The sequence below is a fragment of the Sphingobacterium sp. HMA12 genome, from assembly GCF_002933815.1.
In the GTDB taxonomy this organism is placed as follows: Bacteria; Bacteroidota; Bacteroidia; order Sphingobacteriales; family Sphingobacteriaceae; genus Sphingobacterium.
This window is the reverse complement of the sequence record NZ_BEYR01000001.1, coordinates 3,025,830-3,042,778: the sequence shown is the minus strand read 5'-3', so window position 1 is coordinate 3,042,778 and position 16,949 is coordinate 3,025,830. Positions and strand designations below refer to the sequence as shown.

The following is a 16,949-nucleotide window of genomic DNA, read 5'->3' as shown; positions in this document are numbered from 1 at the left end:
TTCTATTTTTGCTTGGCCTGTCTGTGGGGCAACGTCAAATAGTCTGCCACCGCCTGATAAGCAGGTAGGGAATACCCATCGTTGGCTGAATTGGACGCTATGGGATGAGAGGCAAACCGGACAATCACCATTTCTGCTTTCGGGTCTATATAGATGGTTTGTCCATGGACACCACGTGCACAGAAGGCTCCATCAGCATTATGGCTTATCCACCACATGTTTTTATAACTCCACTGTTTGAGATTGGTGTAGCCAGCTTTTGCAAAAGCAGTCTGACTGCCACCAGATCGGACGGATTCAACGACTTCTTTTGCGAGGATCTGCTTGCCGTTAAAATAACCCTTATTGCGCATCATCTCACCAAACATGGCCATATCACGAAGGTTGGCGCTAAGTCCTCCGCCTGCAAAGCATATACCCGCACCGTCGATCAGGTAATAGGCATCAAAATTGGTTCCCAATGGCTGCCAGATTTTTTCGGAAAGTACTTGCGACAGGGGTTTATTTAATACCCGCGAAATAATCCAGCCCATCACATCTGTATTGACTGTTTTATAGCCGAATGCTTCACCATGCTGACCTTTTTTCTTTACTGTCTTTAAATAATCAAAATAGTTTGCGGGTTCATCAGGGCTTCGTTGGAAGTGGAAGGGATCTCCCGCTTTGGAAAAAGCCCATATTTCTGCATTCGGATCAGCATAGTCCTCACTGAACTCCAGGCCTGTGGTCATGTCCAGTACCTGACGTACCGTAGCATCGCCAAAGGCAGAATGTGCAAGCTCGGGAATGTAATCCCGACAGTATTTGTTTTCATCCAAAACACCTTCGGCAATGAGTTGTGCTCCTAGTGTGCCGGTTAAAGTTTTACTGACGGACATAGCAGCATGCACAGCGTCCTGGGTTAATGCACCAAAATATTTTTCATAAATAATACGGCCCCGATGTAGGATGACAATGCCATCGGTATAATTTTTTTGCAATGAGGCCGCCCAGCTCATTGGTTTTTCATCTCCAAGGGGTTGAAAACTCAGGGCATCGATAGCCGGATCTTCGACTTTGGAAAAAGTATAACGGCTGATCGGATCCGAAGCGACAGCTTTCGAAGGAAAGAATTCACGCATATGGCAAACACTATAACGTAATGCCGGAAACTTAAAAAATGTACCGTCCAATGCTGAAATAATTCGATCCTGTGGCGGCGGAAATCCTGTCATCCACCCCAGTTTACCCGGATCGGAATCTGCCGCGGATGGAAATTCTTGTGCCTTGCTCATGTGTATGAGGAGTAATGGAAGTAATAAGATGGCTTTTTTCATGATTAATTTAGCATGTAAACGATATCATCTAAATGGCTGCTGTGCATACCATATTAATATAATAAACAAAGCCGTCGTAATGTTTTAATTTGCTTCTGTTTTTTGGCTGATTTTACTCTTTTGTTTAAAATTGATTGAAAAATGTCTCTTTTCCATAACATATTGGCGTTTGTGAAGAAATGCATATTCCAATTAGTATCTAAGTTTGCAACGCAAAATAACAGAAAGACATTGAACTTTTTTTCGCCGTATTGGGCAAAAGCAATAAGCACTATCGCAGTGCTCTCATGCTCGGTTTTAGAAACACAGGCCCAGGACTCGCTACGCATCTCGCTCGCTGATTTGATCAGTAAATCGCTGCAAAACAGTAAGTATATTGAACAGTCACATTTGCTGTTACAGGAAAAAGGGATCGCCTTACAGCAACAACGGATGGAATTATTGCCTAAAATCAGTGTCAGGGCTGCTGTAAGTTATGCGAGCAACATGCCTGTTTATGATCGCGGGATATTCGCCAAACCATCACAGCATGATGTTATCCATTATTTATATGACACAGGACTTGATTTTTACCTGAATCTCTACAATGGTCATCGGGACCTAATGAAGATTGAATCAAAAAAGCTGGAACTTGAACTGGCAAACATTGACTGGAAGAGTGCCACCGCAGCGATCAAGCTGGAAATCTCCAACTTATTTTTGGATTTGGATTTAGCCTATCGCAACAGGTCCCTGATCGAACAGGATATCGAAGATCAGCGGACGCAATTGAAAGAGATCGAACATCGTTATACCGCAGGGGTTGTATTACATAGTGATGTATTACGGATTTCTCTTGAATTGTCCAAGCGCGAACTGCTTTTGGTACAGATCACAAATGATATCAGGGCCATTAACCAAAAATTGCAGCTGATCACCGATATACGACAGGAAATTGTTCCGATGTGTATCCCGATGGAAAGTCATCCGCTGAACTATGCGGAGCTTGCGGCCATTGCGAGAAAGCAGGCTTTTGTACTGTTAAAATCCGAACAGGAAGTTGCGTTAAAAAAACTAGGCATCAAACATGCTAAATCAAATTATCTGCCTGAATTAGGGCTGACCAATACATTTACTTTTGCCAATCCGCAGGTGTTTTTATATCCATATAATGCGAGCTGGTACAACTTAAATATAGTAGGTCTTAAATTGAACATCCCGATATCCGCCTTGTACCTCAATAAAAATATTGTTCGGGGAGCTCAGATTGCTTTGAAACGGGAAGAGGTCAGACACCATCATGAAGAGGAAGAGGTGGAAAATGAACTGTTGCAGGCTTATTTGGATTATAATCTTGCATTGGAGCAACGGGCGGTCTGTCAAAAAAATCTGGCGCTTGCCAAGGAAAATGCCCGTATTATAAAAAATAGGTATTTCAAGTCTTCGGCACTGATTACGGATCTATTGGATGCAGATATGCAATGCCTCAAGACAAACTTTGATCTGGAATCCGCTCGGATCGCACTACAGAAACACTATTATTTTATTGAATTTTTGAAGGGTACTATCTAATGAAACCTAAATCAGGCCGGTCAATGACCGATGTACAATTGACCCGCATCACCAATTGGTTTGCTGGGATTGCTTTGTTGGCACTTTTACTATGGGGTGGAAGGGTACTCTGGTTGCGCATACGCTATACATATACCAATGATGCCCAAGTGACCCAGTACATTAATCCCATCATCTCCCGTGTAGGCGGTTACATCATTTCGGTTCACTATAAAGATCACCAATCGGTCAAGCGTGGCGACACCTTACTACTGATCGACAACCGGGAGTATAAATATGAAGCTGATCAGGCTTCGGCTTCAATAAACAAAGAAAATGCAGAAATCAGTGTGCTGGGCAGCCAAAAGGAAATATTGCAGGCCGAACATGAAGCATTGGAAAAATCCATTGCTGCTGCCGAAGCACGGGTGACGAAACAGCAGTTGGAATACGACCGCTACAAGTTTCTATTTGACGAAAGATCTGCTACCGCACAGCAGCTGGAAGATATAAAAGCAACGCTGGAGGTGTACAAAAGTGAGCTCGCCGCATTACAGCATAAGTTGGAGGCCTCGCGGGATCGGGTGAAAGATGTTGATGTGAAAAAAGGGGTGATCAATGCGGAGAAAGCACGCTTGTCGGCTGCAGCAAACCGAAGGCACCTTGATGTGGGCTACACCGTAATCCGTGCACCTTATAATGGCCGGGTAGGTAAGCGTACCATTGAAAAGGGACAAATGGTAAATCCGGGGGAGGTGCTGGGATTTATCGTCAATAGGGAGACACCGATATGGGTAACGGCCAACTTTAAGGAAACACAATTGCGCTATCTCAATCTCGGTGGGCGTGTAGAGGTTGTCGCGGACGCTTATCCAGATGATACATTTTATGGGAAGATAATCTCTATTTCCCCGGCGACAGGATCTTCTTTTTCACTACTCCCACCGGACAATGCAACTGGCAACTTTGTGAAGATCGTACAGCGTGTACCTGTCCGTATTGAACTGGATAAAGGCAAGGAGGGCGCAAAATTACTCTCGGGAATGAACGTCAATGTTTCAGTCTTAAAAAATCAATAGCAGTGAAAGGAATTTTCAAAGACTGGGTGCCCGAATGGCTAATTAAGCTGATTTTATTTAGTGGATTGATGCCGAGTATGGTCTTGTTTTTTCTGCCCGGGGCCAATGTCAATGTCACTGCAGGTTTTTACGGTGCGCAACCTACTGATGTCCAATTTCTCATTATTTTATTCTACGCGGGATTTGTGGGCTTCTATGTGCTGGAACGCCGCTTCTTTCAATATTTTCCGGTCAAACAATACTATATCATTTTTAACCTCCTGCAATTGCTCAATTGCTACCTGATGTACCGTATCAGGGAGATTGATTGGATATTTGGTTTACGTTTTTTTCAGGGTATGTTGTTCGCATCGGCTGTTAATCTCTCCATCTCCATGATATTTTCCAGGTTGAAAACCGAACGTGCAAAGGAGGGAAGTTATGCAATTTTTTTTGGTATGCTGCTTTGCAGTTCGCCTTTCAACACCTTTGTGACAGCAGAATTTATTGACTCATTCAACTTTGATGAACTTTATCTCTATGCTGCCCTCTCTTTTGTCCCCGGACTTCTGCTGATTATGATTACAATGAAGCCTATTCGACATAACAGGCCTTACCCTTTGTTTTCCCTGGACTGGGCCAGTTTCATCCTCTACAGTGTGATCGTCGTGAGTTTCGGCTATCTGATGGTGTATGGTCAGGAGCGCTACTGGTTTTCGGATACTTTCATGTTGAACGTATTGATCGGTGGAATTTTAGCGCTGGGGCTGTTTATAATTAGGCAGAAAGCGATCAAACGTGTCTATATCGAGCTGTCCATCTTCGGAAATAAAAAATTCCTACTTGGAATCCTTGTCCTGTATATGATGTATATTGAACGTTTTTCCCTGACGATTTCTAATCAATATTTTCTTCAGGTTATTCATCTGGATCCCATTCACCTCTCCTATATTCAATGGTTCAATATCCTTGGAATTGTATGTGGTGTGATGCTCTCCCTCTATTGGTTATTAAAACGGCGTACAGTGAAATGGGTCTGGATTGTGGGCTACTGTTGCCTGTTGGGCTTTCATCAATATATGTTTTTTTCATTTGAAAATGAGGGCAATGAAGATCATTTCTGGTTGCCGTTGATATTGCATGGGCTGGGTGTCGGCCTGATCATGGTTCCAACAATTTTATTCGTGATCGCCAGCGTACGGCCCCAATTGGGGGCCTCGGCGGCGGCGGCCTGTCTGGCGGTCCGTTATCTGGGCTATACCAGCAGTATTGGGCTGCAGAATTTCTTCAGATTATTTGAACATGCGCAGCACGGCGAGGTCTTTCGGGATCAGCTCCAGTCGAGCAATCCGATATTTGAAGATTATGTTCAGCAGGAGTCACACCGGCTAATGCATCAGGGACTGCTCTTTAGGGAACATACTGCGGCATTAAAACTCATCAGTGAACGGGTCAATATACAGTCTTTTGTCCGGTATGGCATGGACTACTATGAACTGATGTCCATGATCAGTATCAGCATCTTACTGCTGATACTGATTTCTCCTTCCTTGAAAAGCATGTATAAGAAGCTTAAAAATAATCAGATTTCACCCGTCTGACGGCTTAGAACTTACAGCTGGTCAATATCCCAAATGGCTGCTGCACGCTGCAATTCAACCAATGCAACTGCGTAATTGTAGCGTGCTTCATCGTAGGCCAGCTGGGTTTCATTGTAGGAGCGTTGCGCGTTGATCACTTCCAGCAGGGCGGTTTCGCCCCGATTGTAACTGTAGATCTTTCCTTCCAGGATAGCCTTGGCTTCCTGCAGCATGGTGCCGTTAAATTGCTGCACTTGTTTTTGTGTGGCTTTGTATTGTATATAGGCTTGATTTACCTCATTCTGGATATGTAGCTCCGCTTCTTTATAGGCAAGTTCATCCTGTTGAATCTTGAATTGTAACGACTTTATTTCGCCTTTATTGAAATTTGAAAATTTCAACGGCATGGCAATGCCGGCATTGATGGCATTAAACTGCGGTGTTGGTGCGGTTTCATTTCTGGCCTCCCCATTATAGGTGAAACCGAGGGAAATGCCGAGATCTAACACACGGTTTGCCTTTGCCAGCTGGAGCAAACTATGGGAGAGCTGTTTGTTCTGTAGCGAAGCCCTGAGATCACTACGTTGCTGCAATGCTGTAGCGAGCAGCGACGGTAATAGGAAATTGCGCGCTAAAGAAACATCGGACTCTTGTGGCTGCCAAAGTACTGCGCTGGTATCTCCCATAAGCAGTGCTAGTCCGGTAAGGGCGGAATTGGCCGTCGCTTCAGCGGCTGATAGTATATTTTGAATATGGGCGGCTTCCAATTTTGACTGGCGGTAGTCAATCTGTGGAATTACCCCCAGTTGATAGCGTATGCTGTCTGATGCGGCAAGTCGGGAGAGTTGTTGATAAGCTCGGCGGTAGGTTGCTACCAAAAGCTGATTTTGTCTGGCAGACAAAAAAGCGAGGGTGGCATCGGCACGTAAATTTCGGAAATAATCCTCAAGCAGCAGACGGGTCGTTTCGGCCTCATCGCTGGCGACCCGGCGACGTGCCCGCCGTTTTGCACCCAATTCTAATGTCCAGCTCAATCCGGCGGTATAACCGCGGCCCAGTTGTTTGCTGCTTTCACTGTTATCGAATAACCCAAGGGTGAATTCCGGATCCGGGAAGATACCGGCACTGATAATATTGGCTTCGGCAATCGAAAGATTGAATTTCTCAGCAGCATAATTGAGGTTGTTTTTTCCAACTTGGGCAATAAAGCTGCTGTAGTCCAATTTTTTTTGTACGAAAATTGAATCCATTGGTTGCGCAACTGCATTTCCAACGAGCAGCATAAAGCAAAGAAGAAGTCTGATCTGTGTTTTCATGGAAGTTTTTTCTTGTAATTCCGTTGAAAACAGCACAGCTGCTTTCAACGGAATTCGGTATGTGATTTCAGGAATTTGTCTCCGGTTGTGTTTGATCGGTTGATGGTCCGCCCCCACCTTTTTGCTGTCTCCGCTCCATCAGATAATACAAAGGTGGAAGCATAAACAGTGTCAGCAGGGTCGAAAAGAGCAGACCATAGACGATCACGGTGGCTAAGGGCCGTTGAACATCTGATCCGATACCAGTAGCCAGTGAGGCGGGAAGTAAACCAAGTATGGCCACCGTTGCAGTCATCAGTACAGGACGGAATCTGCTAAATGCGCCTTCGATGACAGCTTTGTCTAATGTCATTCCATTTTTTCGCAGCCCATTGAACTGGGAAAGCATCAATACACCATTTTGTATGGCGACACCAAAAAGCGCTATAAAACCCACTGCAGAAGATACGTTTAACGTCATACCGCGTAGGTTGAGCGCAAGCATCCCCCCAAAGAGCGCCAATGGTACGATACCGATAAGCAGTCCGGCCTGCCCGAAAGAACCGAAGGTACTGTATAGTAGGATAAAAATAATTGCCAGCGTCAGGGGGACGATGACCGCCAGTCGGCTGTAGGCGCGATGCTGGTTTTCGAATTGTCCACCCCATTGCAGCTTGATTTTTTGTGGATCGTATTTCAGCTTTTGCCCGATGGCTTGCTGGGCTTCGTTCAGGAAAGCACCTAAATCTCGTCCTCGTACGTTCAGTCTGACGGTGAGCTGACGGCTATTGCGTTCGCGTGAAATGGTGCTTTCCCCGCTGTTGAGTCTGATGGTGGCAACCTGCGATAAGGGGATGCGCGAGCCGTTATCGGGATACAACATTAGGTTTCCGATTGTTTCAGGTGAATTACGCTCATGCTCAGGATACTGACAGGTAATGTCGTATACTTTAATCCCCTGATAAACCTGAGATACTGGTTTACCACCAATGGCAATTTGAATCAGATCGGTGACGTCCGAAATATTCAATCCATATTGGGCAATTTTATCCCGGTCAACAATGATCTGTAACTGTGGAAGTGGTGGCTCTTGGTCAATGGCCAGGTCAACAGCACCGGCGACCCCTTTTAGTGTGGTGATGAGGTCTTCGGCGGTACGTCGGGTTTCTTTCAGATCATCGCCAAAAAGTTTGACGACGAGTTCGCTGTGTGCGCCAGCGATTTTATCCATGACACCGTCGATCATCGGTTGGGAGAATGCTACATTGTATCCGGGCATCGCGGTATATTCCGCTGCGAGTTCATTAATGAGGTCCGCTTTTGTTTTTCCCCATTTCCATCGGTTGTAGGGTTTTAGTCCCACACTGACTTCAAAATGTGAGGGAGTCCAGGCGTCGGTACCATCGTCATTGCGTCCGGCCTGTACCATGACATAGGAAATCTCCTCGTATTTCAGGGTACGCGCCCGCAGACTGTCGCTCATTTCTTTGGATTTCTCTACAGTGATCCCCGGTGGGAGGGAAACCTGTAACCAGATGGATCCTTCGTCAAGTGTAGGCAAGAAATCTTTACCCACAGTTACTGTCAGCAATCCTGTCGCTAAAAGAACAAGGACAAGGGGGACAAATACCTGTTTGGGGCGCAGCATTATTTTTTTGATCTGCTTATGGTAAAGCGCCGTTAATTTTTCCAGCCATTTATTGTGATAAACTTTTTGTGGCTTGCGATAGATGAGGTAAGCCAGTCCGGGAATCAATAACAAGGATACTGCTAGAGCCCCTAATAGCGCATAGCCGACGGTATAAGCCATGGGTGTAAACAGTTTCTTTTCTACCCGTTCAAAGGCAAAAAGGGGAAGGTAGGCCGTGATAATAATGATGGTGGCAAAGAAAATCGGTTTGGCAACTTCGGCAATTCTGGCTACCAGGCTAAGCTCGGCCAGCTGTACACCTGGTTTTTCTTCCCTTTTTTTTAGGATCGTTTCGAGCATAACAATGGCCCCATCCACGATAATTCCGAAATCGATAGCACCCAGAGACAGCAGATTGGCAGGTATATCTGTGAAATGCATCAGTATAAAGGCGATCAGCAGTGAAAGTGGGATGGTAATGGCAACCAATAGGGCTCCGCGCCAACTGCCCAGAAAAAGGATCAGTACAAGAATAACCAGTACCATACCTTCGAGCAGTGTTTTGGATACCGTATGCAGGGTATTATCGACCAAGCTCGTACGATCTAAGACGACGTGTATTTTGACATCTTTGGGGAGGATTTTACTGTTAAGCTCATCGACGGCAGTATTTACACCTGCGAGTACGGTGGAGGGATTTTCATGCTTTAACAGCAGGACAATCCCTTCAATATTATCGGAATAATTAGCTCCCCGTTTGTCGCTGTAGCCTAAGGCTCCTTTGCGGGCAAGATTGCCGAGTTTTACCCGACCCAGATCCCGCATGTAAATGCGATTTCCATTGACCGATTTGACAACAATATTAGCGAGGTCATCCAATGATTTGACAAGGCCGATGCCCCGGATCACATACGATTGGTCGCCCCGGTTCATCATGCTTCCGCCGGCATTGGCATTATTGGCTTCTATTTTTGCGGTTACTTCGCTTAGAGAAACTTCATATTGATCGAGTTTTTTAGGATCCAGTTCGACCTGAAACTGTGTTGTGATACCCCCAAAATTGGTTACATCGGCAACCCCTGCCACCTGTTTGATTTTGGGGATAATGACAAAGTTTTGAAGTTCGGTCAATTTCCGAAGATCTTGGGTATTGCTTTCAAGAATGTACCGAAAGATTTCACCCGTCGGCGAGGTAAGGGGATCTAGGCCCGGTGCCGCACCGCAGGGGAGGCTCAGATCCGCAAGGCGCTCCTGTATGCGGGCCCTGGCCCAATAGTCGTCAACCCCGTCTTTAAATACAATGGTGACCATGGATAGTCCAAATGTAGTTTTGCTGCGCATGACTTCCATTCCGGGCAGACCATTGATGGCCTGCTCAATGGGAATTGTTATCTGTTGTTCCATTTCTTCGGCGGCCAGGCCCGGCACCTGGGTGACGATTTGTGAGGACACGTCTGCAATATCGGGATAGGCCTCAACTGAAAGCTGTTTCCATGCATAATAGCCGAAAAATGCAATAAGGAGAAAAGCGGCGGCGATAATCCATCTCTTGGCGATGATCTGGCTTACAAGTTGTTTCATTATGATACGATTTTTGGATAAGGATTTAGTTGTTTGCCAGCAGATAAAATGCACCCTCACTGATGATCTGTTCGTCTTCGGACAATCCCTGTACAATCTGAATCTGCTCATTTTCGGTCACACCGGTCTGTACATAACGCTTTATAAATCTATGGGGTGCCAGGCGTACCCAGACGAAGCTTTTGTCGTTATATTGGAGTACGGCTTTGGCGGGAATAAATATACTGGCTCTTGCTGCCTGCTCAAATTGTGTATTGACATACATCCCGGGTTTGAGTAGCCGGTCTTTATTGTCACATTCAACCAGCACTTCGATATTGCGGTTTGCTTCGTCTACAAACTGATTGATATGGACAATTTTTCCTTGCCGCTTTTTGGCGGGTTGACTGTCAATGTGGACTTCCACAGTGCGGATCTGATCTATGGCACTCAGATCTTTTTCTTTGATGTAGGCTGAAACCCATACTTTTGAAAGCTCTGCAATTCGGAGTAAAGCGGGGGCATCTTCTTTATTGTATTGGCCTAGCACGATCGTATTGCTTAAGATTTCCCCCCGAATGGGTGAACGGACAAGTAAGGGCTGGCCAAGTATAGCCTGTGCAGGGTTGTTGTCATATATTCTTAAGGCAGCAGCTGCATTATTGAGCGTTGTGTTGCTGATGGCAAAATTGGTTTCCGCTTCCTCAAGTTCCTTTTGAATACCGACACCATGACTGAGCAAATCTTTTTGTCGTTTTAAGACACTTGCCGCCAGAGTATAGGTCTGCTTGGCATCGAGGTAGGCCCGTTGTGCTTCGAAATAATCGGAAGAACTGATCGAAAATAACGCTGTATTGACAGCTACCTCCTGTCCAAGATTGACATAGGATTTGACAACCCGCCCCGCAAAAGGCATGGGGATTTCAACATAACTGTTGGGAATGATTTTGACCATGGCAGCAGTTTTAAACTTCAATTGATGTGCTTGCTGGACGACAGCAGTACACTTAATCTTAGACAGTAGTGGCGCTTGCGCATTGATTGTCAGGGTATCTCCCGCAAAATGCAGGGCAGCAGAATCTTCTGCAGGCACTGTTGACTGTGGATTGCATGCTTGCATGATCATGAGGACAGTGATCCAACCCATAGATCTAAGGGGGCGGATAGGAATTTTGATAGCACGGTTAACCATTGTTTTTTTTCTAAAGGCCATCGTCTACCTGCTTACGAGTCGTTCATTCGGAAGGGTAGTAGATGACCGGCGTTTCTGTTTCTAAAAAAATATGGTGCAAAGCTATTCATGCCTTTGCTGGAAGGCCGTTAGAGAGGCTTTAGAAAAATATTAGAATTTTATTAGCGTGCTGATGAATGGGGGAGGTTGATCCGAAAGACGCTACCGATATGTTTTGTTGAACGGACAAGGACTTCGCCTTGATGAAGTAGAATAATCTTTTTGGTCAGCGAGAGGCCGATCCCGTTTCCTTCGCTGTACGCTTTGTTGTTGCCCCGATAGAAGGGGGTGAATATACGTTCAAGATCGTCAGGTTCGATGCCTATGCCGTCATCTTTAAATTCCAGCTGTATGGACGTTCCACTGGATTTAATCGCTATGGAACATTTTTGGTTGTCGGAAAATTTACAGGCATTTTCAATTAAATTCACAAAAGCGACCTGGAGCAGGTATTCATTACCGACAGTCGAAATCATGTGCTCGTCCTCCAATACCGGATCAACAAAAATATCGAGCTTATAATTTGGATTGGCCTGCAATATTTGTTGACAGGCGTCGAGCAGAATTTCATCCACACGTAGGGGCTTGAAGGAAATTTCTGAGCTATCGTAACTTGCCTTGGCAAAATCCAGTAAGCTGTTGAATAGTTTTTTGAGTTTTTGGGCGTCGTTTAAAATGTTGTCAATGATGGCTTTATATTCAGCTGTGCTGCGGTCTTTATTCGTGGAAATTTCGAGTTCGGTTATCATTGCGGCCAAGGGGGTACGCAGTTCATGTGAAATATTGGAGACAAAATGCTTTTGCGCGTCGAAGGAGTTTTCAAGGCGGTTCAGCATATCGTTAAAGGTGTTGGCCAGCTCGGATAGTTCATCTTTATTGCCTGTGCTGTGAAGTCTTGCATCTAGGCTGTTGGCCGATATATTTTTGACTTTTCGTGTCATTTCCTGAATGGGGCGAAATACTTTTTTTGAGAAAAATATTCCGGCGGCATAGCTTAAAAAGACCGCAAAAATAAAAACAATAATGATGGTCGATAACAAGTTTTGAAGTTTGTTATACCCATATTGATCATAAGCAGCTGCGGTGATGATAAAATTCGTGTTGTTGTACGCATAGGTGATGCCGATCACTTGCCATTTGTCCTGATAAAATCCAATTTCCTTTTTTTTAACAATATCCCGCAGCATGGTAGGTGTCTCCTTGACAAAATCAATGTCTACAGCATCGTGATACAATAGCTTAAAACTGGTGTCATAGATTGCTACTTCGACCTCATTGAGGATTTTTCGGTTGTTGTGGTAAATATCTTCTAGTGTTTTTTTGTCGACCCGTGCATTTAAAAAAAGATTTGCTTTGGTATAGGCTTCTTTTTTTAGCAGGGCATAAAATTCGTTTTCCCTATTCTCTACGGCAGAAAAATAGACCGTGCAGGCAAATACCATCAGGATGGTCGCCGTGACGACTGTAAACAGTATGGTAATTCGCGTTCTGATTTGCATTAGTCCTGTTTTAAAATAAAGCCCATTCCAGATTTGGTATGGATATATTTTTTATCAAAATCTCTATCTATTTTTTTTCGGAGGTAATTGATATAGACATCAATAAAATTGGTACCGGTATCAAAATGGGTCTCCCAAACTTTTTCGGCAATCTCCATTCTTGACAGTACACGTTCGGGGTGCAGTAACAGGTAGTGGAGTAGTTTGAATTCTTTGGGGGTCAGACTGATTTCAGTCTTATTACGCCTTACATCTTTGGTATGCAGATTCATTTCAAGATCTGCATAACGCAGTATGGTTCCCGTGGTGCTTTCTTGTTTCTGATAGCGTTTGAGCAGCACCCGTATTCGGGCCAATAGCTCACGCATTTCAAAAGGTTTGACCAGATAATCGTCCGCTCCGGCATCAAAACCCTCGATTTTATCATCTGTGGTACCGAGTGCGGTAAGCATGATAATGGGCAGGTCGGGTTTGATATGGCGGATTTCCTTGCAGAGATCGAGGCCATCCATCTTGGGTAATACAATGTCGGTAATGATCAGGTCGAAGTGGTGCTGTAAGGCCATTTTCTTCCCGGAAATCCCATCATAGGCAATTTCGGTCTTAAATTCATTCTCATCCAGGCCGCGTTTTATTAGTCCTGCGACACGGACATCATCTTCGACTAAAAGAATTTTCATACAAAGCGAAAGATTATTCGTTAATACCTCAACCTCAGTAGTGACTTCGACCACAAGATATGGGCCGTGCAAGACAAAGTTATCAAATTTACCTTGGTTTCGTTATTTGACGACTACTCTTTTGTTACCCCGGAGTAGAATTCTTTAAAATTGCCGCGTATAACTTAACCCAAATTGCCGGTTCTGATAAAAAGGCATGACCATGGAAGAGGAGTTCGTTTTATCTTTGAACAGCAGCTGATTGATTTTGGGATGGAGCCAATAGGCGAGTTCGGTCGATAATATGCCGAAGCCGGCCCCAGCGACAACGTCACCTACCCAGTGACGGTTATTGATGGTTCGGTAAATACCTGTAAATAAAGCGAAAGGATAGCCCGATATACTCAGCCAAAAGTTTGTGTCTCGATATTCGTGATACATAAATTGAGCGGAAGAGAATGCTGTAGCTGTATGTCCCGAGGGAAAAGATAGTGCATCGGAACTGTCTGGACGAACTTCTTTTACCAGGTGTTTTAACGGAATCACCATCGCTCCGGAAATCAATTGTGAGGTGAGGTAAATTACCGTTCTGTCTTTAAAATTGTTTTTACCTTTTACACCAAATGCATTGAGTCCGTAGACCATAAGTGCCGGGACATATTGGCTATAATTATCCAAGGTCAGATGGCTCAATCGATGTTCGGCAATCTCATCTTTGGTGGACGAATTTAGCTTTTTAAGGGCATCGCTGCCTAAACTGGCTACACCAAACCCGATGAAGACGGCCGGGACAATAAAATTCGTGTATCGGGGTTGATAGAACGAATTCGTAGGCATCTTTGACGCATTATTGACTATGCTATCGCCCTGTCTTGGCCATAAATTCGCGTTTGATTTATTTTTCCGGAAGGGGACATAGGGGTGAAAATCGTTGACCGTATTTACGTAACGGGGGGCTTTGACCAATGCCAACGTATCTCCAGGTTGTTCGATAATCGTCGTTTTGGGCTCTTTTAATATTTGAGTGATAGCACTGTTAAATGGGAAGAATGCTGCCACAAGCAACAATAAGGCCGGTTTGATCATAGATAAAGTGTTTAATTGATCCTAAAATTTGTAATTGTAACCGATGCGGATAACCTGAGTTTCGTAATAGTCGGCACTGGTATAGCGGAAGCCCATTCCCTGTATTTCGCGTTTGTTGACCATCGTATTGAGAAGGTCTGTGGCATTTAGGAATATTTCTCCTTTGTTGTGCTGTATACTTTTTTTGACTCCGGCATCGATGGAAAACCGTGCAAGCAACTTGCCTTGTGGGATCAGGTCGGGGGCAAGGTAGATCGCTGTCAATTGGGCATCCCAGCCGGATTTGAGGTGAAAGGTATTGTTCCACTTTAGGTTACCGGAAATCAGGGTCTGTTTCTCTGCCGAAAATAGACTGGGTTGGGGATATAGGTTTTCCACCGTAAAGGCATTGATCTGATTGCGGTAGAGATTACCGTTGATATTAAAAGAATAGCTATCACTGACCTTTTGGTTCCAGATTGCTTCCATACCGGTATTGTAGCTGCGACCGGCATTTTGGAATACGGCGTAAATCCAATTGCTACCTGGACTTGTCGTGGAGATTCTACTGATTGTTCCATCGGCAAAGCGGTGGAAAAGCGCTGTGTATAGGTAGCCTTTGGTCCAGTTGCGTTTGTATCCAAGTTCGATGGAATTGGTAAACTGAGGCCTTAAGGCTGGGTTTCCGACCTTGATAATTTCGGCATCATCATACTTTGGGAATATACGGATATCGACCTCATTGGGCCTGTCTACACGACGGTTATAGAAGATGGAAAGCTTATTGTTGTCATCCATTTTGTATGCCAGACGTACATTCGGAAAGGGCTGTGTGTAATTGTATCCATCGCTTTTATACGTAGGATGGTTGGGATTGACATCATATTGGATCCGCACGTATTCAAGCCTTATGCCCAATTCGGCTTCCCATTTCTCATTTTCATAAATGTAGTTTCCGTACCAGGCAGGGATCAACTCTTTATAAGTGGCCCAACCACCTGCATTGCTATCCAATACGGAATTTGTGCCGGGAATAAACTGCATATTGGTAGGTATTTTTCTGTCACGCAATTTGATTCCGGTTTCTATCCGTCCATATTTCAGAGGTTTGATGTAATCGAGGTTAAAATCATATACTTGTTCGTCAGAGAGCAGCTTGAATGCGTCTTTTCCGGTACTATTGGGGAGGTAGTTATCGTAGAAATACTTTTCGTCTTCGCGATGGAAGGTATAATTAAAACCTGCATTGAGCAGATGGCCCGCTTCTTTAAATTTATGCTGGAAAGAGGCTGTCGCCATTGCTGTCGTTTTTAGCTCGTCTTCCAAAAACTGCCAAAGGCGGTTGCGCTGGGATAAATCACCATTAAAAAAAGGTTGATCACCACGATCTATAATTTTTTCGCTACCATACATGCCTGAGATGGTTAGGCTATTTTGCGCATCTATGGTCCAGTCTACTCCGGCTTTTGTGGTCAGAAAATTGGTATTTCTGTTACGTTTTAACTGCGATTTGATCAGGGTGCCATCATCGTAGGTACGTGTCACGTATTCATTCTTGTTTAACGTATGTGTATACAGGTTGTCCGCCTGGACAAAGATGTTGACTTTATCTTTTCGATAATTCAGGGAAAGAGTGGGGTTGATTTTTGGAGTCAGGGTATACTGTGGCCGGATGGTTGGCAGGTTTTCCTTTCTCTCCCAGAGGGAGCCCAGCCCGGTAGTGAAGCCTACCTTACCATTGAATCCCAGCTGTTTGTTTTTCTTCAAAATAATATTGATAATTCCGGCATTTCCATTGGCATCGTATTTTGCTGAGGGGTTATTGATAATTTCAATTTTTTCGATAGCGGAGGAAGGTAAATTGTCGAGCCCTGTCTGACTACCAAACCCAGTCATGGCAGTCTGTCTGCCGTCAATTAAAATAGCGACTTTTTCATTTCCGCGTAACAGTACTTTGCCGTCCTGAACAGTGACTCCGGGCAGCGCTTGCATCTGTTGCAGCGCCGAACCACCACTTTGACTGATGTTGTCAGCGACAGTGTAGGTTTTTTTATCCAATTGTTGGCTAATTCCACTGCGTGGTGCATTTACTTCGACGGTTTCCAATTGTGTAGCAGTCTCCGATAAAACGATTGTGGGCAGTTCAAGAAAAGGAGAAAGTGTTCCGACAAAAACGGACTGTTTGACGGTTTTGAATCCTGTATAGGAAACTTCCAGCGTATAATGGCCACTGGCGACACTACTAAGTTTATACCGCCCTGCATCGTCGCTAACTGTTCCGGTCACGAAGCTGCTGTCTGCTGTCTGTTTGAGGACAAGGTTGACATAAGGTAGCGGGCTGTTGGCTACTTGGCTTTTGACGATGCCCGAAATCGTGGCTTTGTTCACCTGTGCTGTCGTCGGCAGGGATCCTACCAAACACAGTAATATGAAGAGAAATAAACAAAGTTGCGGTCTTGTGCGCGTAGTGGATTTCATAGCTTTCTTCTTAAATAGTACGGCGTAAAGCTGCGAAGCAATTTAGAA

At 44.7% G+C, this 16,949-nt stretch carries 11 protein-coding genes; 3 read left to right on the top strand and 8 right to left on the bottom strand.

Annotated elements, in window-relative coordinates; genetic code table 11:
- Window positions 1-2: 2 nt before the first annotated feature.
- Window positions 3-1,316 (bottom strand): serine hydrolase, encoded by a 1,314-nt coding sequence (locus HMAT_RS13085; protein ID WP_104383116.1) that lies wholly within the window; start codon window positions 1,314-1,316, stop codon window positions 3-5.
- Between the two features lie 231 nt (window positions 1,317-1,547).
- Between HMAT_RS13085 and HMAT_RS13080 the strand changes: the two genes are divergently transcribed.
- The 3 genes from HMAT_RS13080 to HMAT_RS13070 are packed head-to-tail and all read left to right on the top strand — an operon-like array spanning window position 1,548 to window position 5,505.
- On the top strand, window positions 1,548-2,867 hold the full coding sequence (locus HMAT_RS13080; RefSeq protein ID WP_158655817.1) for a TolC family protein: 1,320 nt from the start codon (window positions 1,548-1,550) through the stop codon (window positions 2,865-2,867).
- Window positions 2,867-3,925, top strand: coding sequence for an HlyD family secretion protein (locus HMAT_RS13075; RefSeq protein ID WP_104383114.1), 1,059 nt, complete (start codon window positions 2,867-2,869; stop codon window positions 3,923-3,925). The genes HMAT_RS13080 and HMAT_RS13075 overlap by 1 nt, the downstream gene beginning before the upstream one ends.
- A 2-nt stretch (window positions 3,926-3,927) precedes the next feature.
- Window positions 3,928-5,505 (top strand): beta-carotene 15,15'-monooxygenase, encoded by a 1,578-nt coding sequence (locus tag HMAT_RS13070; protein WP_104383113.1) that lies wholly within the window; start codon window positions 3,928-3,930, stop codon window positions 5,503-5,505.
- An 11-nt stretch (window positions 5,506-5,516) separates the two neighbouring features.
- Here the strand turns inward: HMAT_RS13070 and HMAT_RS13065 are convergent, their stop codons facing one another.
- The 7 genes from HMAT_RS13065 to HMAT_RS13035 all read right to left on the bottom strand — a co-directional run bounded on the left by HMAT_RS13065 (window position 5,517) and on the right by HMAT_RS13035 (window position 16,901).
- Window positions 5,517-6,800 carry a TolC family protein gene (locus tag HMAT_RS13065; RefSeq protein WP_158655816.1) on the bottom strand — a complete coding sequence of 428 codons (1,284 nt, stop codon included), beginning with the start codon at window positions 6,798-6,800 and terminating at the stop codon, window positions 5,517-5,519.
- Window positions 6,801-6,867: 67 nt separating this feature from the next.
- The gene (locus HMAT_RS13060; protein ID WP_104383111.1) at window positions 6,868-9,990 is read right to left on the bottom strand and encodes an efflux RND transporter permease subunit; all 3,123 of its coding nucleotides are present in this window, start codon (window positions 9,988-9,990) and stop codon (window positions 6,868-6,870) included.
- A gap of 25 nt (window positions 9,991-10,015) precedes the next feature.
- Window positions 10,016-11,182: an efflux RND transporter periplasmic adaptor subunit gene (locus HMAT_RS13055; RefSeq protein WP_104383110.1), complete on the bottom strand. Its 1,167-nt coding sequence runs from the start codon at window positions 11,180-11,182 to the stop codon at window positions 10,016-10,018.
- A 140-nt stretch (window positions 11,183-11,322) separates the two neighbouring features.
- Window positions 11,323-12,699, bottom strand: coding sequence for a HAMP domain-containing sensor histidine kinase (locus tag HMAT_RS13050; RefSeq protein WP_104383109.1), 1,377 nt, complete (start codon window positions 12,697-12,699; stop codon window positions 11,323-11,325).
- Window positions 12,699-13,379, bottom strand: coding sequence for a response regulator transcription factor (locus HMAT_RS13045; protein ID WP_104383108.1), 681 nt, complete (start codon window positions 13,377-13,379; stop codon window positions 12,699-12,701). The genes HMAT_RS13050 and HMAT_RS13045 overlap by 1 nt, the downstream gene beginning before the upstream one ends.
- A gap of 144 nt (window positions 13,380-13,523) precedes the next feature.
- Entirely contained in the window at window positions 13,524-14,444 is a 921-nt protein-coding gene (locus HMAT_RS13040; RefSeq protein ID WP_233789243.1) for a phosphatase PAP2 family protein, read from the bottom strand.
- A gap of 21 nt (window positions 14,445-14,465) precedes the next feature.
- Window positions 14,466-16,901 carry a TonB-dependent receptor domain-containing protein gene (locus HMAT_RS13035; protein ID WP_104383107.1) on the bottom strand — a complete coding sequence of 812 codons (2,436 nt, stop codon included), beginning with the start codon at window positions 16,899-16,901 and terminating at the stop codon, window positions 14,466-14,468.
- Window positions 16,902-16,949: the final 48 nt, after the last annotated feature.